The organism is Streptomyces sp. NPDC049040 (assembly GCF_043197715.1).
Lineage (GTDB): Bacteria > Actinomycetota > Actinomycetes > Streptomycetales > Streptomycetaceae > Actinacidiphila.
In genome coordinates, this window is the sequence record NZ_JBICTO010000001.1 from 1 (window position 1) to 22,945 (window position 22,945).

Here is a 22,945-nt window from a genome sequence, read left to right on the forward strand (position 1 = left end):
CCGGTGGCCGTCTCTCTATGCGGGCACCAACCCGGACACCGGGACAAACCCCCGGATCAGGTCCAACCCGCTACACCACTTCCAAGGACGCAACCCGGCACCAAAGAGGCCAACGGTCTTGGTTGATACAGGGGCTGCGCCGCCAAGAGCCGCCACTTTCCCTGCCAGACCGGTAGTCGTGGCCTGCACATACCCACCTCTGCCGAAGACCTTGAAGAGGGCAGCCTGGACTGCTTCACGGTCGTCGTCGTGTTCCAGCGCCTCGATCATCCCTTCCGCAGCGGTACGTAGGCGCTTCTCAGCCCGCGAACGGTCAATCAGCAGACGGACGTTCGGTGAGACCCGCGCCGGATCGAGGGTCGCCTCGCCAGAGCGGACACGGATTGCCGCCTTGCTGAATACCGTGGCCACCGCCATGGCCACCCCCATACGGGGCTCGATGAACTCCCATGCCCAAACAGTCAGGTTGTGAGAAGAGAAACCCGGCTCGTCCCACTGCTTATTCCAGGCTTTGAGTAGCCGTACAGTCCGTCGGCGAGTCTGCTTCTCGGACGCTCCCCCGGAGGTGAAGAGCTTCACGTGCCCTTCCGGGTCGGACGCCTCCCACGTGTCGGCCTCCAGATTAGGGATCCAAAGTCCAGCACCCTCCTTCCTAGTGAGGGCGACAACCAGGTCAACCGTGGGGTCCTGATCGCCGACCGGCTGGCCGAAGGAGAGCTTGGGTCCGCGCTTCGATGTCGTACATCGGGCACCGGGGTAGGTCTCACGGACAGCGGGACCGAGCAGAGCGCACAGTTCGGTCGCAGTCTCCGACGGTGTTTCCCCGAGGCCGTCAGGGCCGAGCTTCGGATAGAAGGTGCGATTCAGGACGACTCCGCCATCCCCGTCGCCGACAGGATGGATGAACGTGTGTTGAGCCAGAGAACCGCTGGCATACGTGCGCTGGGCGCCGTGAAAGCGCTCGGCAATGGATCGGGTCAGGTTCAACCTGCGGCGCGCTTCGGCCAGCGGTGCAGGCTGAGCGTCGATCTTGCGCCGAATGTCGTTGAGGTTGTCCTCAGTGAAACCCATGAGGGTTCCTCCTTGCTAGGCGAGGCGCCATAGCGCTCGCGGGTTGGCTTGATCACGAAGCAGAGTGCGTCGAGATCCTCACATCGTTCGACATGTCAAACAACGTGAGAAAGATCAAGCTAGCACATGACTGTTTGACATGTCGAACACTGATAGAAAGAGAGGAACCCCAACCGAGGAGGAGGGCGATGGCCCGGACCCACATCAACGTGGCAGCCCTGTACGCAGCCCTTGATGTAGCGAGAACGGCAAGGCGGCTGTCGTGGCGGCAGTTGGCTGCGGAGGTGGGAGTGAGCCCCTCGACAATGACGCGTCTCGCCAATGGCAACCGGCCGGATGTCGACGCCTTCGCCGCACTCGTGCGGTGGCTCAGAGCCCCGGCCGAGAGTTTCATGATCGACTCCGAGGGTACAGAGCGGGCAGCCGCGGAGCCTGAATTGCTGGTGCAGCTGGCCCCACTTTTGCGAGCCCGTAGCGACTTGAACGAAGACGACGTGAAGTACTTGGAAGAGGTAATCGGTGCGGCCATGCGCCGCTTTGCGACCGAACGGGACTCCCGTACGAGGTGATGCATGGGACAGCGGTGGACCAGGCAGGCACTAGAGGAACTGGCCCTAGAGGAACGCGCTCGCATCGGCGCAGGCCCAAATGCGGCCTTGGATCTGTCGCGTCTCACTCTAGAGTGGGGCGTCCCTGTCTATGCAACTAGCGAACTCGCAGAGCAGGGCTGCACAGCAGACGCACTGGAACACTTCGCCGTCAAGGGGGCCAGGAAATGGTCTGCGGCCCTTGTTAGATCCGGAACAGGCTACTTCATCGTCGAGAACTGCTCGCACTCACCACAGCGTCGCCGATCGAACGTAGCGCACGAAATGGCGCACCTCCTATTGGAGCATGAGTTCGACACCGTCCTCTTCGCGGACGACGGGTGCCGTTCCTTGGACACGTCCATGAAGAAGCAAGAGGAACAGGCCCTGAACCTCTCCGCGGAACTTTTGATCCCGAAGAAGGCTGCGATCAAAGCCGCGATCGCGGGCTGGGCGGACGAGCAAGTAGCCCAGCACTTTGACGTGAGCATCGAGTTCGCGCGCATGCGGATGAACCCCTCTGGCGCCAGAGCCATCGCCAGGCGATACCTGGCCAAGCGCGCGTAGGAATTTCAGAACCAAGTGGCACAAAAGGCGCAGGCCCGGCATTGCAGCGGCAGGGGGTCGTTCTACACGACAGCGTCAGGTCGTCACACCGTCGTGTAGGAAGACAGAGGAATTGCCGCTGCATGCGGTAAACGCGGCGTGAAATCGGTCATGGAGACGACCGTTGAGCGCACGCGCAGCTTGGTCATGGAGCAGGAACGCGACGTCCGCAAGCTCATTGTCCCGAGGGCTCAGGGAGTCAGCTTCTTCGGGACTCAGCGTGCCGCCGTCGAAGATGAAGGCGAGTTGGTCGTCCCAGGGGCCGTGCGGGGGAACCCAGTCGACGACGAGGAGTCCGTGGAGGGTGACGTCGAGGCCCAGCTCTTCCTTCAGCTCGCGGCGGGCCGCGTCGTCGGGGGCCTCGTTCGCTTCGGCCATGCCGCCGGGGAGGTCCCAGCCGGGCTTGTAGGTGGGCTTCACCAGGAGGACGCGGCCGGCCTCGTCGCGGAGGAGGACATCCGCGGAGACGCGTTTGCGGGCCTGGGTGGCGTTGCCCTCGGCGAGGTAGGCGTTCCAGGCTTCGGGGTCGGCGGGGGTGGGCCTCATAGGGTGGCGCCTTTGCTGGGCGGGGGAACGATGTCGGCGAGTAAGAGCATTCTCGCCCGTCGCGTCTCGTCAAATCGCGTCAGCAATGCGCGGACTGGCGGGTGACTGTGGTGGGGCGCGAGCAGCGCGCGGAGGTCGTCGAGTTGGTGGAGGACGCGGATCGAGCCGAGGTTGGGGTCCGCTGCGAGCACGTCGTGGCCGACGGTGAGGGCAGCGTCGAGGTCGTTGCAGTGCAGGTGCAGGGTGGCCAGGGTGATCCGGCTGAGGACCAGGGATCGCGCCCGGCTCGATTCGCGTAGGCGAATGGCGTACTCGGCGTGGGTGCGGGCTTCGTCGTGACGGTTCAGGTCGCGCAGGACGAAGGCCGATTCGAGGGCCAGAGCTGCTGCGTCGAAAGGGCTGAGCCAGGGACGTTCGCCCCCTGGTGTGCTGTGCAGTGCGTCTTCGGCTTGGTTCAGCGCGGCGAGGGCAGAGGCGGATTGGCCGGCTGCGGCCAGGGCGCGGGCAGACATGGTGTGCAGGCGGGCAATCAGCGTGGGGACGGCCGGGCCGACCGACGCCAAGTCGAGGCCTGTCCGCGCCCAGTGCACGGCTGCAGCGGGGTCGCCGGTCTGCAGGGCAAGGTGGCTGGTGCTCGCGGCGATGCTGGCCGCGAGCGGGGTGTCGCCCGAGGCTCGAGCCAGTGGAAGCGCGCGGGTGAAGTGGCGTCCGGCCACGTGGTCCTGGCCCGAGTCGTGGGCCATCCAACCCGCCATCTCGGTGAGTACCGCGGCGATGGCGAAGACGTGCGGGGTGCTGTCAGCGTCGACAAGCCGGGGTCCGATGTTGTCACGCAGGTGTCGGACGACGGCGTTGTAGAGGCGTCCGCCACCGGCCTGGCGGTCTGCGGTCCGGAAGGCGTCCATCGCAGCCATGTCGTCGCCGTCCGGCAGCGGCTCGCCAAGCGCGGGAGGCGGTGGCGGCGCGGATGGCTCCCAGGGGCGATTCGCCAGGCCGAGGAGGTGGCCGGGGATGTGGAAGGCGTCAGCGATCTGCTCGAAGATGGCCAGCTTCTCGACCCGGCTCTTGCCGTTCATGTAGTCGTAGAGCCGTCCCTGAGTGATGTCGACGGCCGCGGCAATGCGACGAGTGCTGATCCCGCGGTGGTTGAGCAGCCGGAAGAGCGTACCCATGTCGCGCTCCGCGCAGGCAACGAGCAGGCGTTGGTCCGCGAGTAGTCCCGCGACAACCTTCTGCGGTTCTCGCTCCTCACTGGTCAAGAGCACCTTCTTCCGTACGGCCTGATCCGAGGCTACGACCCGGTTCTGCCCGCTGACTCCACGTTGGGGTCACGCGCTGGAGTCTCTTGCGTGCGGCACGCAGTCGTCTACTGAGGGTGCTCCGTTGCTCCAGGTGACGCAACGGTGCGTCGCCAATCCCTCCGCCGCACTCCTGAAAGGTCAAGCACCATGCCCAGCACCGTACTTCCGCGTCATCGCGGCCGACTTCACGTGAAGGGCCGCGGATGATGACCGGCCAACGCACGAGCCCGTACGGATTCCGCGTCGAAGCCGAGTCCGAGGCGGTGCCCGAAGCCCGGCGCAAGATCGTCGCCTTGGTACGGAGCTGGGACGTGCCGCTGCCGGACGACACCCTGGGCGACCTGGAGCTGCTGTCCACCGAGCTGATTACGAATGCCGTCCGGCACACCGATTCCTCCTGCGCGGTGGCCGTGCGCTGGACCGGCGTGCGGGTCCGGGTCGAGGTCACCGATGTGAGTCCGGCCCGCCCGCACCGACGCCACAGCTCACCGGAGGCGGAGGGCGGACGCGGCCTGCTCCTGGTCGAGTCCCTGGCCACCGCTTGGGGAAGCGCCCCTGATCCCGCTGGGAAGGTCGTCTGGTTCGAACTCGGGCCGTCCGACCGGACGCCACCTCCCTGGAGCACGCCGGGGAAGTGGACGATCACCACCGACAGCGGATCGGCGACGTCCGGCTACCTTCCCGCCTGGGCGGAGGACGACCCGACCGAGGCCCATGTGCTCCTGGACCAGCTTCCGGAGCGGCTGGCCGGCGTCAACCACCGGAACTTCTTCGAAGGCCCGATGTTGCCCCTCACCGCCCCGGACGTGTGGGAAGGAGTCGAGGAAGACGCGGTCTTCGAGGGCAGCATCGACTGCAACCCCTACGACCCGGATCCCGACCTCCGTGTGCCGGTCGTCAACCTCCAGGTCTGCGTGGGGCGCTGGATCCTCGGCCTGGACCCGCACAGGCTCGCCGAGGTGGCCGCGAAGCTCCACGCCCACGCCGACTTTCTGGAGGCGAAGGTCCGTCCCGCGCTCGTCGCCGCCCGCAACGACTGGGCCGCCCACCAGTCGGCTTAAACACCCGCCTTACTCATGGAGGTCGTCGTGACCACACGCCCCCTCAGCAGCCAGCCGCCGCGCCTCGTCGCCAGCCCGTTCCTCGGCCAATACCTGCTCGTCCAGCCCGGCCACGCCGCGGGCGTGCGCATCCCCGAAGTCCGCTACGAAGAGCTGCGGGGCGCTACCGCCAACGATCAGAAGACCCCGGCCTGGCTGGTCGACGCCGCCGCGCGAACGTGGGGCACGGAGCTTCCGCAGACCGGACTCCGCGACGTTCTTCTCGTCCGAGGGCAGTCCCACTACGGCTACGCCAAGGCCTCCTGGGAGATCAACCTCGGCTGCGACTACGACTGCGAGTTCTGCTACCTCGGAGAGAAGCGCTTCGCCGGCCTGGACTGGGACGGCAAGCAGCAGCTCCTCCGCGTGATGCGGGACGCCGGGGTCCTGTGGTTGCAGATCACCGGCGGGGAGGCCCTGATCGACCGCGAGTTCGGCGCGGCGTACGAGTACGCCCACCAGCTCGGCATGATGGTCCAGGTCTCATCGAACGGCAGCTCACTGCGGAAGCGGCCGATCCGGGAGCTGTTCGCCCGCCTCCGCCCGTACCGCCTGACCGTGAGCCTCTACGGCGCGACCGCCGAGACGTACGACGCGGTCACCAGGAACCGCGGGGCCTTCGGCCGGTTCATGGAGGGCCTGGACGCCGCCCGCGAGGACAGGCTGCCGATCCGGCTCAACGTGATCGTCTCGGACGACAACGCCCACGAAGTCGACGCCATGGTCAGGCTGGCCGAGGCCTACGGCTTCCCACACCAGGTGTACACGAGCATGTCGCCCACGATCGACGGTGAAGCGAACCCGCTGGCGACCCAGGCGTACGACCACCTGCGGCCCCGCAGCGTCTTCACCGGCTGCAACGCCGGCCACACCTTCTTCCACGTCGACCCGCACGGCATCGCGTCGATCTGCAAGGTCGGCCGCGACCCGAGCGTGAACCTCATCACCGAGGGCGCCGAAGCCCTCCCCCGGCTCGGCGCGATCGCCGAGTCCCTACAGCTCCGCACCGGTGGCTGCTCCGGCTGCACGATCGCGGGCACGTGCCGTACGTGTCGCCCGCTGGCCAAGCTCTACCAGGAGGCGGGGGACCGCAGAGATCTCTACTGCCAACACGGAGGTTACGGATCATGACACCACCAACCGCTGCACTGGCTCCGTCGCGTCAGCCCGTGCCGGTCATCATCGGCTCGCGCCCGCCCGCCGAGCGGACCGGCACCCTGCCGGTACCGTTGACCGTCGCTCCGATCGGGGACGACGAGTTCCAGATCGTCGCCGACCTGGACGAAGCCGCCGAGGGAGCCGAGTGCTCGTGCTCGGCGGGCGACGACCAGCCGTACTAATCCGCAGCGGGCGTGCCCAGTGCCGCTCCGGCCTTACCCTGGCCGGGGCGGCACCCCCATTTGCCAAGCAGCCAAGGAACCGTGCGTCGTGTCCATGTCCCGTATCCCCTTCGACCAGCTACCCGCCGAGGTCCGCCAGGCCATCGCCGACAAGACCGGCGCCGTGCACCACGCGGTGACCGCGCCCGGCGGCACGAACTCCGGGATCGCCTCCGTCCTCGACACGGACAGCGGCCCCGTCTTCGTGAAGGGCATCCCGACCGACCATCCCCAGGTGAGTGCCCAGCACCGCGAGGCCGCGGTGGCCGCGCACCTGCCCGCCTCCTGCCCGCGCCTGTACTGGCACATTGAGCTCGGCGGCTGGAGCCTTCTCGGCTACGAGGTGGTCGACGGCCGGCACGCCGACTACGCGCCCGGCTCTCCCGACCTGCCGCTCGTGGAAGCGGCGCTGGCCGAACTGCAAGGGATCACCGCACCGGAGGACGTCGAGATCAAGCAGGCCGTCGACCGGTGGGCCCAGTACGCGCCGCCAGGTACCGTCCGGCACTTCGACGGTGACGCGCTGCTGCACACCGACTTCGCCCCTGACAACGTCCTGATCGCAGGAGGGCGGGCACGGCTCATCGACTGGGCATGGCCGACTCGCGGCGCCGCCTGGATCGACCCGGGCGCCCTCGCACTGCGCCTCATGGAAGCCGGCCACCCGGTCGAGGCCGCGATCGAATACGCCGATCGCTTCCCGTCCTGGCGCGACGCGGCGCCCGAAGCACTCGCCGCGTTCGGTACGGCGACCGCGTCCCTGTGGCGGGAGATCGCCGAACAGGGCGAAGCGCCATGGAAGCGGGCGATGGCGGAGCAAGCGACCGTCCTGGCACGCGCCCTCGACACGAACCCGTAGCCCCGGACGGCGCTGACGAAGGTCAGGGTCCGGGAGAGCATCGGCATCACGCTGGACGGATCCCTTGCGCCCGCGGTCCGCGGCTAACACGCGGACAGGCAGAGGCCGCATCGTCTCCCCCAGGACCCGGGCGCCCTCGCTCGGTACTCGTGTCCCCGTCCCCCGGCGAGGACACGTGCGCAGAACGGTCGATAGGACCGTCCGACGCGACAACTTGCTCCGCTCGGGGCAAGGAGTCCTTACCCCACAACTTGCTCGCCGCCGCCCGGCCTCGTTTACCACTCGCCTGGTCCGGCGTCTTTCACTGCCGTGGACTGCGACGTCGACCGGGATCATCCGGGACCCGTCCCACCCGTTGCGTTCCTGGTCAGCGCAGGTACGGGTGGAATCCTGATGCGGGTCGACCCGTTGCGGGACGACGACCCGTCCCCGTGCTGACCTGCACGGGGACGGGTGGGGCGGGTGGATGCGGGTCAGCGCTCGCCGCCTGGGGCCGTCTCCGGCCGGGGGCAGTAGCGAGCCCAGGCGTCGGCAAACTGGTGGCGGGCGAAGCCTCGGCGCTGGCTGCGGTCGGGGAATCGGCGGTTGGCCGCGCCGATGCCGAAGTCCTTCAGCAGCAGTTGCAGGCCCCGCGCGGTCAGGCCGTGGGAGCCGTGCTCGCGCCAGGGAGCCTCGCTGTCGGCGTGCAGGGCGGCAAGCAGTTGTTCGGTTGACAGCAGCGCCGGGTCGCCGCACGCGGCGAACACAGCGCGAATGTCGGCCAGGATACGAATCGCTAGCGCGGCCTCCTGATCGTTGCCTTCCTCTTGCGCTGTCAGCACGCGGCACGCCTGCCGGGCGCGCTGCGGCCAACTGCCTCCAGCCAGGTCGGCGACCGCCACCAGCGGCTCCCAGGTGTCCGCCGCCCGGTCCTCGACCGGCATCACCGGCTCCATCGACGCCGCCCTGTCGGTCAGCGGCACCAGCCATCCCGCCAATCGGTCCCGCAAATCGTGCAACTGCGGGGTGTCTCGGCGGGAGCGGAAGGGCAGCACCTTCTCCCCTGATGCGCGCCTCCGCATCCGGATCACCACCGCCCGATCCATGATCGTGTCCGGCAAGTCGCCGATCCCGGCCAGCGCCGCCATGGCGAAGGTGCGGAACTTCGTCGGCTTGTGCTCCGGGCCGACGACCCGGGTGGTGGGACGGTTTCGCTGGTGCCCGGAGTTGAGGAGTCCGCGCATCTCCTCGTTCTTCTCCGCGACCTTCACGCTGCCGAATATCGTGTCGGCCTCGTCCACCAGCAGCGTCGGCGGCTGCTCCGTGATCGACCTGAAGATCGCCGCCGGGGTCGAGTTGACCGTGATGAAGGGGTCGTGGACGGTGTCGTGGAGCACGTCCAGTAGCCGCGATTTCCCGCATCGCTTCGCGGGGCCGACCACCGCCAGGCGCGGCGAGTGCTGCCACGCCGGTTGCAGATGAGTGGCCGCGACCCACAGGGTGACCGCGTCCAGGGCCTCGCCGCTCGGCATGACCACGTACCGGGCAACCGCTGACCGCAGCTCGGTCAGCAGGTCAGCGCCTTCCGAGAGCGCGTCGCCTGGTGGCGGACCGACCGGCCCGGTCGGCTGACCGGCCGCGGTGACCGGCTCTCGGTCAGTGACCGCGGTCAGACGACCGGGCCTTCCGGTCAGCCGGTCATTGACCGGAGGAGGCCCGGTCACCGCAGCCGACCGGGCGGCGGACGGCTTCGGCTCGGCGGTCAGTTCCGCGAGCGGCTGCCTCGTTGTACGGTCCGGCTGACCGGGTACGGTGACCGGCGGCCAGGCCGCCGCAGGGGGTGCGTCCCGGACAGCAGCTGTCATAGGCTGCATGCGTAGCTCCTCGACCGGTGGATGCAGGCTGGCTGGCCCGCCCCACCTGGGTTGAACGTTTCTGGCGTACAGGGGAGTTGTGAGCCTCCGGCGTTGGCGCGTCGGGGGCTCGTTCGTACTCGGCGATTGGCACCGCGCGAGCGACCACGGACAGTACGACGAACGCCTACCGCAGTCCACGGGATCTGTGACGGCGCCCAACGTGCGCGCGTACGAGAACCACGGACGTCACGCCGCGAGCCCGAGCAGGGCCTGCAGCTCGGCCGTCACCACCCGGTACGAATTGCCCAACCGCAGAACGCGGCACGGGTACTGGCCGCGCTTGGCCAACTCATAGCCCTTGCTCCGCCCCAGCCCCAGTGCCCGGTTCGCCGTCTCCAAGTCCACCGCCGTCGGCAGCGCCAGCAGCTCGTCCTTGGCCATCCCCTTGACCACCGGCCGGGTCGTGCGGCTCTCACGCATACCTGCCTCCTCACACATACAGCTCTCGGCGAACGCGGTCTCGCATCCGTCTCCAAGCCCAGGTCAGGAGGGTGCACCAAGCTATTGTGTCGCCATGACACAACGCGGTGCTGATGCTGGGCGGAATGAAGACAACGCCCCCGAGTGGGCCGACCAGGTCGTGGCGACGGTGGCAGCCGAGGTCCGCCGACGCCGCAAGGAGCTGGGCATGAGCGGCGAAGACCTGGCCCGAGCCTGCGCCGATCTCGGATACGCCATCCCGCGCAACGTCATCGCCAACATGGAATCCGGCCGCCGTGCCCAACTGCCCTTGGTCGAGGTCATGGTGCTCGCCAAGGCCCTGCACGTGGCGCCGATCTGCCTGATCTATCCCGTCGGCCTCGTGGACCGCGTGCAGACGCTCCCCGACGAAGAACCGACCGACCCCTTCGCGGCGCTCCAGTGGTTCACCGGAGAGTCGTACGGCTACGACGGCCCCAGCCCCCAGCTGCGCGAGCGCAGAGCCGCACCGCAACGGACCTGGTCAATGGATGCCGAGGGCAACATCGTCTGGAAGGACGCCCCGGCAGACGGTCTCTGAACCTGCTGGGGGAAGCACCATGAAGGGCTCGACTCACCGCCGCTGCTACTGCCGCGACGCCGAAACCGGTCGGCCGCTCGGCAGCAACTGCCCCAAGCTCGCGAGCCGCAAGCACGGCTCCTACTCCATACGCCAGGAACTCCCGCCCCGCGAGGACGGCACCCGCCGCTCCTTCAGCCGCGCCGGGTACGACAGCCTCAAGGCGGCCCAGGCTGACCTGGACCACGTCCGCACGCTCCTCGGCCTCGCCGACACCGACGACCCGGACAGCGTCGAGCGCGTCGCCGCCCTACTGGAACGCCTGGTCGAGGAGAAGGCGCCGCTGCCCAACGTCGAGGAGATCCGCCGGCGCCTCCGCTCCGGGCTCGACCTACGCGGCGGCACGACGGTCGGCGAATGGCTGGACCTGTGGTTCGCGTCCAAGAAGCGCCGGAGGACGACCCTCAACGGCTACGCCTCGCACATCAACGTCCACCTCAAGCCGCGCATCGGCCACGTGCGGCTCGACCGGCTCAACGTCGGCCACCTCGTGGAGATGTTCGACGCCATCGCCGACGCCAACGAGGTGATCGCGGCCGAGAACGAAGCTCGCCGGGCACAGATCGCCCGCTGCAAGCCGAGCGCACCAGGTCGGCCCGTTGCCGCCGAGCGGGCGGGGCTGGCGGCGGAGCGGGCGAAGCTCGCCGAGATGCCGCCCTTCCGCAAGGTGACCGGCCCCTCCACCCAGCAGGCGATACGCCGAACCCTGCGCGCCGCGCTCAACTCCGCCATCGCGCAGCAGCTCATCACCTTCAACCCGGCCTCCCACGTCGAACTCGCCTCGGGCCGCAGGCCCAAGCCCCTACTCTGGACGGACGAGCGCGTCCGGCGGTGGCGGCAGACCGGCGAGATACCCGGCCCGGTCATGGTCTGGACACCGCAGCAGTTCGGCATCTTCCTCGACGCCGCCCAGGACGACCGCCTCTACGCCCTCTTCCACCTCGTCGGCTTCCGCGGCCTGCGTCGTGGCGAGGCCGTCGGCCAGGACTGGAGCAACGTCGACCTCAAGGCCGGCCTCATCACCCCGGCCAAGGAGATCGTGGTCGACGGCTGGGACCCGTACGAGGCCGAGCCGAAGACGGACGGCAGCGCCAACACCATCGCCCTCGACACCCTCACGATCGCCGCCCTCCGCGCACACCGGAAGCGCCAGAAGAAGGACCGCAAGAAGTGGGGCACGGCCTGGAACGACACCGGCAAGGTCTTCACCCGCGAAGACGGCTCCTGGCTCCACCCCGAGATGATCTCGGACACCTTCCGCCGCATCCACGCGACGACCGACCTCCCACCGATCACCTTCCGCGACCTCCGCCACGTTGCCGCGACCCTCACCCACGCGGGCGGCGGCGATATCCACACGGTGAAGGAAGTGCTGCGCCACTCCACGATCGCCCTGACCTCGGACACGTACACGAGCCTCCTCCCGGAGCTGGACCGGGAGGTCGCGGAGAAGGCCGCCACACTGGTTCCTCGGCGCATCAGGCGCTAAACGGCTACGGCCATCGAATGATGTTCGACCACCGTCGTCCGAGACGAAGAGGCAAGTAGGGGCGGCTGTCCACCCCCCGTTTACACGCCCCGGGCACCCGACACGGGCGTCCGCACGGTACATCCAAATGGAGCAGACTTTATCCCTGCACTATCTAAGAGCTCCAGGAGATATCGAGAGCGCGCAAGAAATGGAGTTCATCTCATCAAGTTGACGCAGTCGAAGAGCACTGAAGATCGATTACCTATGACCAAGTCCGATAACGCTTAAAGGTATCCAAATTCGTCTCCAAGACCTGCGGCGCTATTACTTTACTTGGGACAACCCCCATCTGCATGAGAGTGCCGAGTACATCCTCGAATGCCACCCGTCCGACCATGATGTGTTGCTTTCGCGTGATGGGCGCCCCCTGAACAAGATTGACGGTCCCAACATGCAGATGAGGCTCGTCTACCGCCTCACGCCCAGGGTGCCAATGAAAACCAAGGACTTCCTGAGAGTCTTCGGTAGTGATCGTGTACATGTATCCCTTGGTGGACACCTTGTAGCGTTCACTACGCGGAATAGGCCGACCATCGCGACCAGCGCGTCTTTCCTCGACCATGAACTGGATCGACGCCTCAAGAAAAAATGGCTTACCGCCCGTGCGCATCTTTGATGGTTCCCCGCTGTTAAGCGAGATGGTCACGATGGACTTGGTTGGATCGCCTGGGCTTCGAATCCATATGTCATTCGTGAAGCAAGCAATGTCTTCGCGGAGCGGGCCCATGAAGGCATCGATTGCCCCTGATGGTGAGCTACCGGGCATTGACGGGGCGGACGAATGGGATCAGCATCGCCACCTCTTGAGCGGCAATGCACTCTTCCTCTTCATTGACATACTCGCCAGCGTCCCAGCGAATTAGGAACTCCGAGCCCGAGATTCCCAGCTTTCGGCGAGCCGCTCGATCTAGGATCTGCGCCCCCTCGGGATAGCCGACTTCAAGCGCCTCGGGCACGACGGCAATCCGGCCGGACTGGGGCGTCTGAGCCGTCAGTGGCTCAGAGGGCACCGGGGCTCCTGTAGTCAAGGGAGCTTGCGGCTGGACAACGTAAGTAGTACTCACTCGGTCCCTCCCTGAGCGTCAAAGGCGGTGATGGCACGCTGAAGTACATCGACGATGTCGCTGAGGTGGCGGCGACTGACAGACAGCCGTTGAAGCGGTTGGACCTCAACGAAGGGAATCTGTTCGGCCTGGAGACGCAAGTCGTCAGCGCTTCCTGGGGTGAGGATCGGAGGGGTCGCGATGCCGAAGTTGAGGTATACCTGGTCTTGGTCGATCTGAATCATGATCTGGTTAGAAGCATGAACAGGTAGCTTCTCGATGCCCCCCCAGACGAGCGGCTTTGCGATCGGCTCCACGCTGCTCTCCTTTGGCATGCCACCATCGTGCCACGCCCCACCGACAGCAGGGAACGCCGTCGAGGTCGCCCAGGCGGCTGATCCCTCCAACGTACCAGTCTCGATGGACCTTGGAGGCCCACCCAGGAGACTCTGAGGGGCGGGGGAAGCAAGGTGCTGTCGCTACCTGCTCCTCCGCACCTTCTCCTCGAAGGAGGCCCGGACGTCGGAGTCATGGCGCCCGGGGTTCGCCATAGCGTGATCATCCTGCCGGGCAGGGGCCTAGCCGCCCTCTTCAGCCACTTGGGATATTACGCCGGCAGGCCCGAGTGGCGTGGTGCGCCGGCCTCGTTCTGTCCGAGACCTGCGCGAGCTCCCGCCCGTCACCTTCCGCGACCTCCGCCACGTGGCCGCGACCCTCACGCACGGAGGCGGCGGCGACATCCACACAGTGAAGGAGGTGATGCGTCACTCCACAATCGCGCTCACCTCGGACACGTACACGAGCCTCCTCCCGGAGCTGGACCGGGTGGTGGCCGAGAGGGCGGCCGCGTTGGTTCCCCGCGCTCAGCACGCGAGCGGCAAGGCGACGATCGCTCCTCGCGTAAGCGCGCGTTCACGCCACATGTAGGAAGCTCCTCGAAGCGGTGTGCCCCGACCGTCTGAGTAGGCCAGGGCACACCTGGGATCACTTGCTTGCGCTTCCGCTCGGCTCAGCCCTCTGCCTGCGATCCAGCAGCGAAACGACTCGGCTGCTCGCCTGTTGGGAGTTGGCCGCGGATGCTGCTAGTACAGGGGAATCGTTGTCAGGAATGCGAGCCGCCACGGTACCGAACAGATACGCAGGTACGCGGCACTGCTCAATCAGTCTTGCCTCGGCGATACCTTCCTGTGTCAGCAGCTCCACAGCCCTTGGGAGAAGCGACGGCTGCTCAATAGCGCTGATCAAGCCAGGTTCATTCCGGCGCCAACCGCGAGCTGAGATGGTCGTCATCGCGTTGCGATAAGACACGTCGCTGAGTCGGCCCAGCCAACGTGCCCGGTACAGAAGAGCCTGGATACTGACGCCCCACTGCTCTTTCAGACGTGCCAAGGCCTGCCATGAATTGCCGCCCATCGCAGTCGGCAGCAGGTCACGGATCTGGTCGGCAGGCATGAGCAACTCAGCGGCGAAGCGGTGGGCCTGGTCTTCTACAATCCGACCCCCCGGCTCGGCATCACTGTGCATGACGAGGTGACCCAGTTCGTGTGCGACGTCAAAGCGTTGGCGGTAGTAGTCCCGCTTGATCGGGTTAAGGACCACGACCGGGCGCAATCGACTGTCGAACGAGTAGGCGTCAACCGAGGCGGTCTGCGGCGGACTGAACACCACCAGAACCCCGTGATTCTCCAGCGACCGCACAAGGTGGCCGGCAGGTCCCGGCTCAATCCCCCACTCCTCCCGGAGAAGGCGTGCGGCCCGCTCAGGGCCGTCGCCATCCTGGTCATCCATGGACACCGGAAAGCTCGGCACGTCGGCATGGGGGAATTCGACGTGTCGCTCCAGGCTCGCTGCGATGTCCACGGCGAGCTGGCCGTAGGCGAACGCTTGATCCCGGGCCAGCTGACTGGTTGAACGCAGCGAACGAAAGTGTGGCGTGGTACTCAGAGCCGCGATGTCCTCGGGGCGGACCGCGAAAAAGCCCGGATCAACGGACAAGCTCAATGCCAGCTGCGCCACCGTGGGAGCCGTAGGCCGCTTGGCCCCTGACTCCCACGCCGCTACGGCAGTCGCGCTCTTCTCGACAAGACCCGCAAGATCGCTTTTGCGTAGCCCAGCTAGATGCCGGGCCAACGTCAAGCGAGCCCCGTCGAAGAAAGGAGAAACCTCCGAAGCCCGGTCAGAGCTGGACGTACGAGGGCTCACTGCCCATCACTTGCGCGGTGATCACGCACTTCTTCTGCCGGACGACGCAGGCGAACCGGAGCATCCGGCACCGGGTTAGGACCAGTAGGCATAGGCGCGTCGTCGATACGACGTCCACCGTCAGCGGGCGGGGTTCCCATGAGGTCATGTCGCCAGTGCCACGCCTGCCCACCACCGGGATTCAGACGAGGGCGTCCCAAGATCAGCTCAGACAGTTTGGTGAGCGGATTGAGGCTATGGGCGACGACGTAGGTAGTGACGTCGAGATCCTCTACCGCCGCCAAGGCGGTAATGAGCCCTTCGACTTCCTCCGGCGCGAAGTCCTCGAACAGCGAAGGCTGCGGAGGCTCGGGATTGCGCTGGCGAGCCACCCGCTGCTTCGTCGGACTCTTCTGTGGCCAAGGAATCCGGTCGAGCTTTCCGTAGGGACCGGATGCGAGAAGGAGGCGGATCTGCCCGTAGGCCCAGCCCGGACTACCGGTCAGGTTGAGGCGGCGCACCCGCCCAGCGTCCAGACGAGGCATGGTCTCGACGTCTGCCTCTGACAACTGGTCATACAGCAGGTCCAGGTCAGCGTCGGCGTTGCCGGAGTGAACGGAGTAGCGCTCACACGCGAAAACACGATCCAGCCGGTCCCGGTAGAGCGTGAACCTGGTGTTCCCGAGCCAGGCGGCATCATGGCCATCGCCCTCGGAGTACGTCTCCAACGACCTGGCGGTGGCCGACACATGCGCCCAGCGCAGGCCAGCAAGGACCCCGGCGTCACCGAGCTCCGCGATAACATCCTCTTGTTCGCTCACGGTGAGAAATGTACACCATGGCCAGTAATTCATGTGCCAGACTCAACCAAGTCGGCGCGTCCGAAGATCGAACCACACCGCGCCGCCTGAACGAGGTGAGGGTGCCGAGGTGCGCGCAACCAAGCGTGAGATGGATGAAGTCCGTGGGTACGTGGTGGGGCAGACTGACGAGGAAGTCGTCCATCTGGAGAAGGTGGCATCCGAGTTGGTGGGACCCGTACGTCACGACATCTGGGACGTGCACTGCCCGGATAGCCGTTGGTGGGTGGTCACCAACCCCACCAACCTCTACGACCAGTCGGACTTCAAGAGCCGTGACGTGGTGCTGACCTTCCACGTCGGGCTGATGCTTCGCGTGGAGTACGCGCAGGAGCGCGACGTACCGGTCGCACCTGAGTCTGCTCAGCTGTTGCCTGGTTCCTGGCGGCGCTGGCAGCAGGCGTTCGACGCATACGACAGCGGGGACGAGGCCGAGACCTTCCAATCGGTCGGTGTTCGGCTTCGGGAGTGCCTCGTCTCCTTCGTCGGCGAGACCCGCGACGACGAGCTGGTCCCGTCCAAGCAGACGCCGCCAAAGGCGGCCGACTTCAAGGGTTGGACCGAACTGCTTGCCAACGGCCTGGCTCCGGGTGACTCGTCGGCACGGTTCCGCTCTTACCTGAAGAAGTTGGCCGTCGAGACCTGGGAGTACGTCAACTGGCTGACCCACGCCAAGAGCGCCGTGCGGATGGACGCCGAGATCGGACTCAAATCGGTCGAGCACTTGCTCGGCATGTTCACAGCAGCGCGACTCCGGCTGGCGACGGCTCCGAAGCGGTGCGATGTTTGCGCTTCGTACGAGGTTGTAGCTGGTATCTGCCGCCACTGTGAGTGGGCCGACCCTTCGTACGTCCCGCCCGAGCGGCACCAGTGGTCCGAAGAAGAGAGGGCAGAGCGGCTGGCGAAGCCGTGCACACCAAGCTCGGAGATCGCAACGTTCATGAGCCCGAACGACTTCTCGTAGCAGGTCCCGGAGGAGCTTCCTCGCGTCTGCCGCCTGCGATGCCCGAGGGAGGGCGCGTCCCACGCCCAGCTACGCCAACGTGGGCACGCCCGCTCACGCATCGCTCACGCACGGGCCCCAGACGCGACTGTGCCCCGCCCGCCCGAAGGCGACCGGGGCACCATACCCGCAGGTCAGAGGCGCACAACGACGCCCGACCCCGTAGGCCGTGTGGGACTCGAACCCACAACCAATGGATTAAAAGTCCACTGCTCTGCCAATTGAGCTAACGGCCCGCACCGACAGCATAACGGTGTCCTCGGAGGGGCTCAGCCGGGTTACGGGGTGTCGGGGCCTGGGTGGTCCCGGCACCCCGTGGGAGGGGTGGGGTCAGAGGAGGGTGGAGTACATCATCCAGCCGGCGCCGAGGCTGGCGCGGGGGGTGACGAAGCTGCCCTTGCCGTCGCCGTCGTAGCGCCACAGCACACCGGCGGAGTCGCGGGCGAGCAGGTCGGCGGTGCCGTCGTGGCCGAGGTCGCCGACGACGGCGAGGGCGTTGTAGCCCTGCCAGCCGCCGCCGATGCGGACGCGGTCGCGGACGCCGCCCTTGCCGTCGCCGTCGTAGCGCCACAGGACACCGGCGGAGTCGCGGGCGAGCAGGTCGGCGGTGCCGTCGTGGTCGAGGTCCTGGGCGCCGATGATGAGGTTGTAGCCCTGCCAGCCGCCGCAGATCAGGACCCGGGAGGCGAGGGTGCCGGTGGAGGTGCCGTCGTAGCGCCACAGCCTGCCGGCCGCGTCGCGGGCCACGAGGTCGGGGCGCCCGTCGCCGGTCAGGTCGCCGGGGGAGGTCAGGGTGTCGTAGATGTTCCAGCCGCCGCCGATGGTCAGCTGTGACGAGGTCGGGGTGATGTAGCCGATCGCGACGTCGGCGGTGTAGCGGGTCAGGACGCCCGCGGCGGAGCGGACCAGCAGGGAGTTGACGCCGCGCCCGCTGAGGTCGTTGATGGGCACGTAGCGGGACGTGGTCGGCCATCCGTGGCTCTGCTGGGCGCTGCCGGCCGCCAGCACGGTGCCGGCGCCGGTGCCGCTGCCCTGCCGGACGTCGAGGCGGCCGGCAGGGGTCATGCCGAGCAGGTCGCCGACGCCGTCGTCGCTGTAGTCGTGCGGCAGGGCGAGCGACCGGTGTACGGCGACGGTCCCGGTGCGGACCAGGTCGGCCCCGAGTCCGTTGGCCGGGGTGGCGGTCAGCGTCCAGACGTAGCTGCCGGTGGGCACGTAGCGCCCCGCCCCGTCCTTCCCGTCCCAGGACGTCTCGATCCTCGCGGTGGTGGCGCCGCCGCTGATCGTCCGGACCGCCGCACCGCCCGTCTTCGGGCGGAATTCGAGCTTCCAGGACGCGGCGGGGCCGGACAGCAGCTCCGAGATCTCCCAGCCGAACCGGGCGTAGAACCAGGGATCGATGTCCAGCACGTTCTGCGCGTCCAGCGGCGAGGGCGCCGTGCCCGAGGGGATCAGGTGGGTGGTGGCGTCGGGTGCGGTGTACGCGATCTGGCCGCGGAACTTGTCCACCGTCCAGGTCACTCCCCGGTCACCACCGGGCAGCGAGGGGTCCGCGGGCAGTGCGGCCACGGTACGGGTCGCGCCGGTCCTGCTGTCGGTGACCTGGAGCTCACCGCCGGGGTGCCTCAGCACGAAGCCGTCGCCGAGCAGGGCGGAGCCCGCGGGCACCGCGACGGACTTCCGCGCCGTTCGGTCGTACACGCCGGCCGGGCCGTTCGCGCCGCACGACCAGTAGAGCCAGTTGTCCAGTGCCTGGACTTCCTTGATCGCGCAGGGCGCGTCGGTGGTGACCGCGGTGCGGGCGACGGGTCCGCTGGTGTAGCGGCTGCGCAGGTCGAGTTGGTCGACCTTGCCCTTGGTGGTGGACGCGGTCCACAGCGTGTCGCCCCACAGGGCCGCCGCGGCGATCGGGCGGGTGAGGACGACGGTGCCGTAGCCGATGTCGATGACGTACTGCTTGCCGTTCGAACCGCTGTTGTACAGGACGTAGTTCTCGGACGCGTCGATGATCCGGCCGCCGGTGGAGTCCAGCGGGACCCCGCCGGGAAAGGCCTTGTTCGCCGCGTAGACGCTGTCCTTGCCGTTCGCGGCGCGCGCGACGTAGGCGACGTCACCGTAGGAGCCGCCGTCGACCAGGCCGGCGGTGCAGTGGTGCCGGGCGTCGCAACTGCTGACCGGGTCCGGGATGGGGATGCCCGCGAGGTGCGGCGCGGATACCGGCTGCGGGACCGGGCCGACCCCCTCGCTCTGGTAGTAGAGGGCTCCCGAGGTGAAGCGGTCGGTGGTGTCGGGCATGCCCTCGAGGAAGCGCAACCGGCCCTGGGCGAGGGAGAGTCCGTAACGTACCGGGCTCAACTCACGGATGCCGAAGAGCTTGGCGGGCGCCCCGCCGCCGGGCCGGATCCGGTACGCGTCCCAGGCCGCGCCCTCCGCGCCGCTGCGCACGGTGACGCCGCCGTCCCAGGACGCGGCCATCCCCGAGGCGTCCGGGAGGAGTTCGGTGGCCGGACCGCCGGTCAGGGGGACGGAGTAGAGAGGGGTGATCTGGCCGTCGTTCCAGCCCGATCCGACACTCGCAAGCGCGAGGGCGGTGTCGCCGGTCAGCGCGATCCGGTAGGTCGTGGCGGCGGCGTGGAGTTCAGCCGGCAGGGTGGTCGTCCGCGGCGCGGCGTGCGGGTCGTCCAGCGGCACCATGTGGATGGTGCCTGCCTCGTACCAGCCGACCGAGTCCGCGGTCGTGAGGAGTTGGTGGGTGTGGTTCTTGGGAAGGAGGCCCTGGACGGTGTCGGCCGCACCGGTGACCGGGTCCACCAGCGCGAGGTCCCGCCCGCCGCCGGGGACGTCGTAGGGCGCGATCATCCGTCCGCCTGATTCGGCCGTCTGCGTCCACCCCGTGATCTGGATGTCCTGCGGGATGCCGGTCAGTGTGGTGTCGGTGACCACGGTGGTGCCGTGCACGGCGAGCAGGTGGTACGTGTACACGTAGCCGGCCGTGCTGCTGCCGGTCCTGGCGATGGCCAGCATCGCCCAGCCGTCGGACGTGCCGGTGGCCGCCGCGACGACGAGTCCATGGCCGGGAAGCGTCACGTCGGCGGTCGCGCCCGAGCCGGGGTCGTACAGCCGCATCGTGGTGTCGTTCGGCTGGTTGGCGAGCCATTCGGTGCCGTCGGGCGTCCTGATCCCGAACTGCGGGGCCGTGGAGATCTCCGTCGGCGCTCCGCCGTCGTACGGGTTCCAGGTCGCCGTGCTGCCGGGGGTGATCCGCTCGTAGCCGGTGCTCCCGGCGAACCCCACCCGCTCGTCCATGAGCCGGGGCGCGTTGACCGGCGGGATCACGACGTCGTAGGGCGTCGGTGCGGACGCCGCTCCGGCGGCCGCGGCCGGGCCGAGGAAGGGGGCGGCGACGGCGCAGGACAGCGCCAGTGCCAGTCCGCCCCTGGTCAGGGCGCGGGACGTCGAACGTGCCACAGAAGAGCCTCCGTTGCGGGTGCGGCGAAGCACAGAAACCGCGCAGGAGTGCGTCTCGGCCGGCGCGGGCAGCGTGAACTGCGGCGCCTGTGCGCGAGTCGTGCGTGTGAGCCCCCCGGCCCCCCGACGGCCCCCCGACCGTCCCCCTGCGAATCGCCGAACTCTAGCAGCACGCGGCCGGACAGCGAAACGGGCCCGCCGCCTGCGATGTCGCAGGCGGCGGGCCCGTTCGGCCGGGCTCGTTCGGCCGGTGGCGTCAGCCGTCAGCCGTTGCGCTTCCAGCGCGGCTTGCGGTCGTTGTACGACGACGACGGGCCGTTGCTGTCGCGGGTGTACGACGGGCGGCTGTCGCGGTCGTCGCGGGAAGCACCGTACGACGGGCGGTCGTCGCGGTTGCCGTACGCGGGGCGCGAGTCACTGCGGTTGCCGTACGACGGGCGGGAGTCGCTGCGGTTCCCGTACGACGGACGCGAGTCACGACGGTCGTCACGGTTGCCGTACGCAGGACGGGAGTCGCTGCGGTTGCCGTACGCGGGGCGCGAGTCACTGCGGTTGCCGTACGACGGGCGGGAGTCACTGCGGTTCCCGTACGACGGACGCGAGTCACGACGGTCGTCACGGTTGCCGTAGGACGGACGCGAGTCGTCGCGGTTGCCGTACGAGGGGCGGCGGTCGTCGCGGTTGCCGTAGGACGGGCGGGAGTCGTCGCGGTTGCCGTACGAGGGGCGCGAGTCCCGGCGGTCGTCACGGTTGCCGTAGGACGGGCGGCTGTCGCGGTTGTCGCGGCGGTCGAAGTTGCCGCGGTCGTCGCGCCGCTGGTAGGAGGAGGACTGCTGGCGCTCCTCGCGGGGCGCCGGCACCGACGCGGCGGCGACCGCGGCGGCCTCGGCGGCGAGTTCGGCCATCTCGGCGGCCTTGGACGCGATGGCCTCGTCCGGGTCCTCGCCGCGCTCGCGGGCCGAACGGGCGGTGAGGCGGTCGGCTTCCTCGCGCAGTTCGGTGGCCCGGCGCTGCACGCGCTCCAGCTGGCGGGTGAGGTCGGCGACCTCACGCTCGGCCTGGGCGGCGGCGTTCTGCACGGCGTCGGCCTGGACGTCGGTGAGGGAGCGGGCGCCGGTGATCTTGGCGACGTCCTCGTCGAAGACGCCCGCGCCGCCGATGATGTGGCGCGAGGCGTCCACGCCCGCGTCTTCCATCAGCCGGAAGATCTGCTTGCGCTGGTGCGGCAGGGCCAGCGAGACGACGGTGCCGGACTTGCCCGCCCTTGCGGTACGGCCGCTGCGGTGCAGGTAGTCCTTGTGGTCGCCGGCCGGGTCGACGTTGAGCACCAGGTCGATGCCGTCGACGTGGATGCCGCGGGCGGCGACGTCGGTGGCGACCAGGACGTTGACCTGCCCGGCCTTGAAGTCCTCGAGGGTGCGGGTACGGGCGCCCTGGGTCATGCCGCCGTGCAGGGCGTCGGCGCGCACGCCGGACTCGATCAGCTGCTCGGCCACCCGGTCGGCACCCATCTGGGTACGGACGAAGATGATCGTGCGGCCCTTGCGGGCGGCGATGGCGGCGGTGACGGGCGCCTTGTCCTTGGGCTTCACCACGAGCACGTGGTGGGTCATGGTGGTGACCGCGCCCTGGGCGGCGTCGACCTCGTGCGTGACCGGGCTGACCAGGTAGCGCTTGACGAGGCTGTCGATCTCGTTCTCCAGCGTGGCGGAGAACAGCAGTCGCTGGCCGCCGGCCGGGATGAGGTCCAGGATCTCGGTGACCTCGGGCAGGAAGCCCATGTCCGACATCTGGTCCGCCTCGTCCAGGACCGCGATCTGCACCTGGTCGAGCACCGCCGCGCCCCGGTTGATCAGGTCGCGCAGCCGCCCGGGGGTGGCGACGAGGATGTCGACACCGCGCTCCAGGGCGTAGATCTGGTTCTGCATGGAGGTGCCGCCGCAGACGACCTTCATCTTCAGGCCGAGGACGTCGCCGTACGGCTGGAGCGCGTCGGCGACCTGCATGGCCAGCTCGCGGGTCGGGGTGAGGATGACTCCGCGCGGGCGGCGCTTGTCGGTGTGGCCGCCGGCGAGCTGGGTCAGCAGCGGCAGGCCGAAGGACAGCGTCTTGCCGGAGCCGGTGCGGCCGCGGCCCAGGATGTCCCGCCCGGCAAGCGCGTCCGGGATCGTGGCGGCCTGGATCGGGAAGGGGGTGACGACACCGTTCTGGTTCAGCTTGCGGACGATGGCCTCGGCGAGGCCCAGGTCGGCGAAGGTGATGGTGTCCTCGGCGGCGGTCTCCGCGGCCTCGGAGACCGCGGTGGCCTCGCTGGCCTCGGTCTCGATGACCTGGCTGTCGATGGTTACTGCGGCGGCGTCGGCGGCGTTCTCGGGCATGGCGGAACGGTCGGCACTGTCAATGGACATGCGGAAGCTAAACCTCTCGGAGACTTACGGCACGCGCCAGCTCCGCAGGTTGCTTACAACCGCCTCGA

Annotated in this window: 19 protein-coding genes, 1 tRNA gene and 2 pseudogenes; 10 read left to right on the forward strand and 12 right to left on the reverse strand. The window is 68.1% G+C overall.

The window, feature by feature from the left end; genetic code table 11:
• Positions 1-15: 15 nt before the first annotated feature.
• Positions 16-1,071 (reverse strand): hypothetical protein, encoded by a 1,056-nt coding sequence (locus ACGFMP_RS00005; RefSeq protein ID WP_393669307.1) that lies wholly within the window; start codon positions 1,069-1,071, stop codon positions 16-18.
• Between the two features lie 92 nt (positions 1,072-1,163).
• On the opposite strand from ACGFMP_RS00005, the gene ACGFMP_RS00010 reads away from it, so the two are divergent.
• On the forward strand, positions 1,164-1,640 hold the full coding sequence (locus ACGFMP_RS00010; RefSeq protein ID WP_393669308.1) for a helix-turn-helix domain-containing protein: 477 nt from the start codon (positions 1,164-1,166) through the stop codon (positions 1,638-1,640).
• A gap of 3 nt (positions 1,641-1,643) precedes the next feature.
• Positions 1,644-2,225, forward strand: a complete 582-nt coding sequence (locus ACGFMP_RS00015) for an ImmA/IrrE family metallo-endopeptidase (RefSeq protein WP_393669309.1) — start codon at positions 1,644-1,646, stop codon at positions 2,223-2,225.
• 75 nt (positions 2,226-2,300) lie between these two features.
• Here the strand turns inward: ACGFMP_RS00015 and ACGFMP_RS00020 are convergent, their stop codons facing one another.
• Both ACGFMP_RS00020 and ACGFMP_RS00025 read right to left on the reverse strand, forming a co-directional pair.
• Positions 2,301-2,810 (reverse strand): NUDIX domain-containing protein, encoded by a 510-nt coding sequence (locus ACGFMP_RS00020; protein WP_393669310.1) that lies wholly within the window; start codon positions 2,808-2,810, stop codon positions 2,301-2,303.
• Positions 2,807-4,069 (reverse strand): XRE family transcriptional regulator, encoded by a 1,263-nt coding sequence (locus tag ACGFMP_RS00025; protein ID WP_393669311.1) that lies wholly within the window; start codon positions 4,067-4,069, stop codon positions 2,807-2,809. Before ACGFMP_RS00025 ends, ACGFMP_RS00020 begins: the two co-directional genes overlap by 4 nt.
• A gap of 245 nt (positions 4,070-4,314) precedes the next feature.
• On the opposite strand from ACGFMP_RS00025, the gene ACGFMP_RS00030 reads away from it, so the two are divergent.
• The 4 genes from ACGFMP_RS00030 to ACGFMP_RS00045 all read left to right on the forward strand — a co-directional run bounded on the left by ACGFMP_RS00030 (position 4,315) and on the right by ACGFMP_RS00045 (position 7,449).
• A complete protein-coding gene (locus ACGFMP_RS00030; RefSeq protein ID WP_393669312.1) occupies positions 4,315-5,172 on the forward strand; it encodes an ATP-binding protein in 858 nt (285 codons plus the stop codon).
• Between the two features lie 27 nt (positions 5,173-5,199).
• Positions 5,200-6,342 (forward strand): radical SAM protein, encoded by a 1,143-nt coding sequence (locus ACGFMP_RS00035; protein WP_393669313.1) that lies wholly within the window; start codon positions 5,200-5,202, stop codon positions 6,340-6,342.
• Between the two features lie 38 nt (positions 6,343-6,380).
• Positions 6,381-6,551 carry a hypothetical protein gene (locus tag ACGFMP_RS00040; RefSeq protein ID WP_393669314.1) on the forward strand — a complete coding sequence of 57 codons (171 nt, stop codon included), beginning with the start codon at positions 6,381-6,383 and terminating at the stop codon, positions 6,549-6,551.
• Between the two features lie 94 nt (positions 6,552-6,645).
• Positions 6,646-7,449 (forward strand): aminoglycoside phosphotransferase, encoded by an 804-nt coding sequence (locus tag ACGFMP_RS00045; protein ID WP_393670270.1) that lies wholly within the window; start codon positions 6,646-6,648, stop codon positions 7,447-7,449.
• Positions 7,450-7,922: 473 nt separating this feature from the next.
• Here the strand turns inward: ACGFMP_RS00045 and ACGFMP_RS00050 are convergent, their stop codons facing one another.
• Both ACGFMP_RS00050 and ACGFMP_RS00055 read right to left on the reverse strand, forming a co-directional pair.
• Positions 7,923-9,302 carry a DUF3631 domain-containing protein gene (locus ACGFMP_RS00050; protein WP_393669315.1) on the reverse strand — a complete coding sequence of 460 codons (1,380 nt, stop codon included), beginning with the start codon at positions 9,300-9,302 and terminating at the stop codon, positions 7,923-7,925.
• A gap of 228 nt (positions 9,303-9,530) precedes the next feature.
• Positions 9,531-9,764, reverse strand: a complete 234-nt coding sequence (locus ACGFMP_RS00055) for a hypothetical protein (RefSeq protein ID WP_188283671.1) — start codon at positions 9,762-9,764, stop codon at positions 9,531-9,533.
• 94 nt (positions 9,765-9,858) lie between these two features.
• Between ACGFMP_RS00055 and ACGFMP_RS00060 the strand changes: the two are divergent.
• Positions 9,859-10,236 (forward strand): annotated as a pseudogene (locus ACGFMP_RS00060) (helix-turn-helix domain-containing protein); the annotation flags it as partial.
• 127 nt (positions 10,237-10,363) lie between these two features.
• A complete protein-coding gene (xerC, locus tag ACGFMP_RS00065) occupies positions 10,364-11,872 on the forward strand; it encodes a tyrosine recombinase XerC (protein ID WP_393669316.1) in 1,509 nt (502 codons plus the stop codon).
• Positions 11,873-12,116: 244 nt separating this feature from the next.
• On the opposite strand, the gene ACGFMP_RS00070 is transcribed toward xerC, so the two are convergent.
• A complete protein-coding gene (locus tag ACGFMP_RS00070) occupies positions 12,117-12,560 on the reverse strand; it encodes a hypothetical protein (protein ID WP_393669317.1) in 444 nt (147 codons plus the stop codon).
• Between the two features lie 414 nt (positions 12,561-12,974).
• Entirely contained in the window at positions 12,975-13,274 is a 300-nt protein-coding gene (locus ACGFMP_RS00075; RefSeq protein WP_393669318.1) for a hypothetical protein, read from the reverse strand.
• A 349-nt stretch (positions 13,275-13,623) separates the two neighbouring features.
• On the opposite strand from ACGFMP_RS00075, the pseudogene ACGFMP_RS00080 reads away from it, so the two are divergent.
• A pseudogene (locus tag ACGFMP_RS00080) lies at positions 13,624-13,884 on the forward strand (site-specific integrase); the annotation flags it as partial.
• A 57-nt stretch (positions 13,885-13,941) separates the two neighbouring features.
• Here the strand turns inward: ACGFMP_RS00080 and ACGFMP_RS00085 are convergent.
• Both ACGFMP_RS00085 and ACGFMP_RS00090 read right to left on the reverse strand, forming a co-directional pair.
• Positions 13,942-14,973: an ImmA/IrrE family metallo-endopeptidase gene (locus tag ACGFMP_RS00085; protein WP_393669319.1), complete on the reverse strand. Its 1,032-nt coding sequence runs from the start codon at positions 14,971-14,973 to the stop codon at positions 13,942-13,944.
• Between the two features lie 182 nt (positions 14,974-15,155).
• Entirely contained in the window at positions 15,156-15,959 is an 804-nt protein-coding gene (locus ACGFMP_RS00090) for a hypothetical protein (RefSeq protein ID WP_393669320.1), read from the reverse strand.
• A 109-nt stretch (positions 15,960-16,068) separates the two neighbouring features.
• Here ACGFMP_RS00090 and ACGFMP_RS00095 point away from each other — a divergent pair, with 109 nt between their 5' ends.
• Positions 16,069-16,962 (forward strand): hypothetical protein, encoded by an 894-nt coding sequence (locus ACGFMP_RS00095; protein ID WP_393669321.1) that lies wholly within the window; start codon positions 16,069-16,071, stop codon positions 16,960-16,962.
• 202 nt (positions 16,963-17,164) lie between these two features.
• Here ACGFMP_RS00095 and ACGFMP_RS00100 read toward each other — a convergent pair.
• The 3 genes from ACGFMP_RS00100 to ACGFMP_RS00110 all read right to left on the reverse strand — a co-directional run bounded on the left by ACGFMP_RS00100 (position 17,165) and on the right by ACGFMP_RS00110 (position 22,877).
• Positions 17,165-17,237, reverse strand: a tRNA-Lys gene (locus ACGFMP_RS00100).
• 94 nt (positions 17,238-17,331) lie between these two features.
• Positions 17,332-20,469, reverse strand: a complete 3,138-nt coding sequence (locus tag ACGFMP_RS00105; protein ID WP_393669322.1) for an FG-GAP-like repeat-containing protein — start codon at positions 20,467-20,469, stop codon at positions 17,332-17,334.
• A gap of 263 nt (positions 20,470-20,732) precedes the next feature.
• Positions 20,733-22,877, reverse strand: coding sequence for a DEAD/DEAH box helicase (locus tag ACGFMP_RS00110; RefSeq protein WP_393669323.1), 2,145 nt, complete (start codon positions 22,875-22,877; stop codon positions 20,733-20,735).
• Positions 22,878-22,945 lie beyond the last annotated feature (68 nt).

Bases quoted from the DNA above. Each gene is read 5' to 3' on its own strand.
- xerC (WP_393669316.1), top strand. From the start codon at position 10,364: ATGAAGGGCTCGACTCACCGCCGCTGCTACTGCCGCGACGCCGAAACC.
- ACGFMP_RS00110 (WP_393669323.1), bottom strand. From the start codon at position 22,877: ATGTCCATTGACAGTGCCGACCGTTCCGCCATGCCCGAGAACGCCGCC.
- ACGFMP_RS00010 (WP_393669308.1), top strand. From the start codon at position 1,164: ATGTCAAACAACGTGAGAAAGATCAAGCTAGCACATGACTGTTTGACA.
- ACGFMP_RS00050 (WP_393669315.1), bottom strand. From the start codon at position 9,302: ATGCAGCCTATGACAGCTGCTGTCCGGGACGCACCCCCTGCGGCGGCC.
- ACGFMP_RS00020 (WP_393669310.1), bottom strand. From the start codon at position 2,810: ATGAGGCCCACCCCCGCCGACCCCGAAGCCTGGAACGCCTACCTCGCC.
- ACGFMP_RS00015 (WP_393669309.1), top strand. From the start codon at position 1,644: ATGGGACAGCGGTGGACCAGGCAGGCACTAGAGGAACTGGCCCTAGAG.
- ACGFMP_RS00045 (WP_393670270.1), top strand. From the start codon at position 6,646: ATGTCCCGTATCCCCTTCGACCAGCTACCCGCCGAGGTCCGCCAGGCC.
- ACGFMP_RS00030 (WP_393669312.1), top strand. From the start codon at position 4,315: ATGATGACCGGCCAACGCACGAGCCCGTACGGATTCCGCGTCGAAGCC.
- ACGFMP_RS00055 (WP_188283671.1), bottom strand. From the start codon at position 9,764: ATGCGTGAGAGCCGCACGACCCGGCCGGTGGTCAAGGGGATGGCCAAG.
- ACGFMP_RS00005 (WP_393669307.1), bottom strand. From the start codon at position 1,071: ATGGGTTTCACTGAGGACAACCTCAACGACATTCGGCGCAAGATCGAC.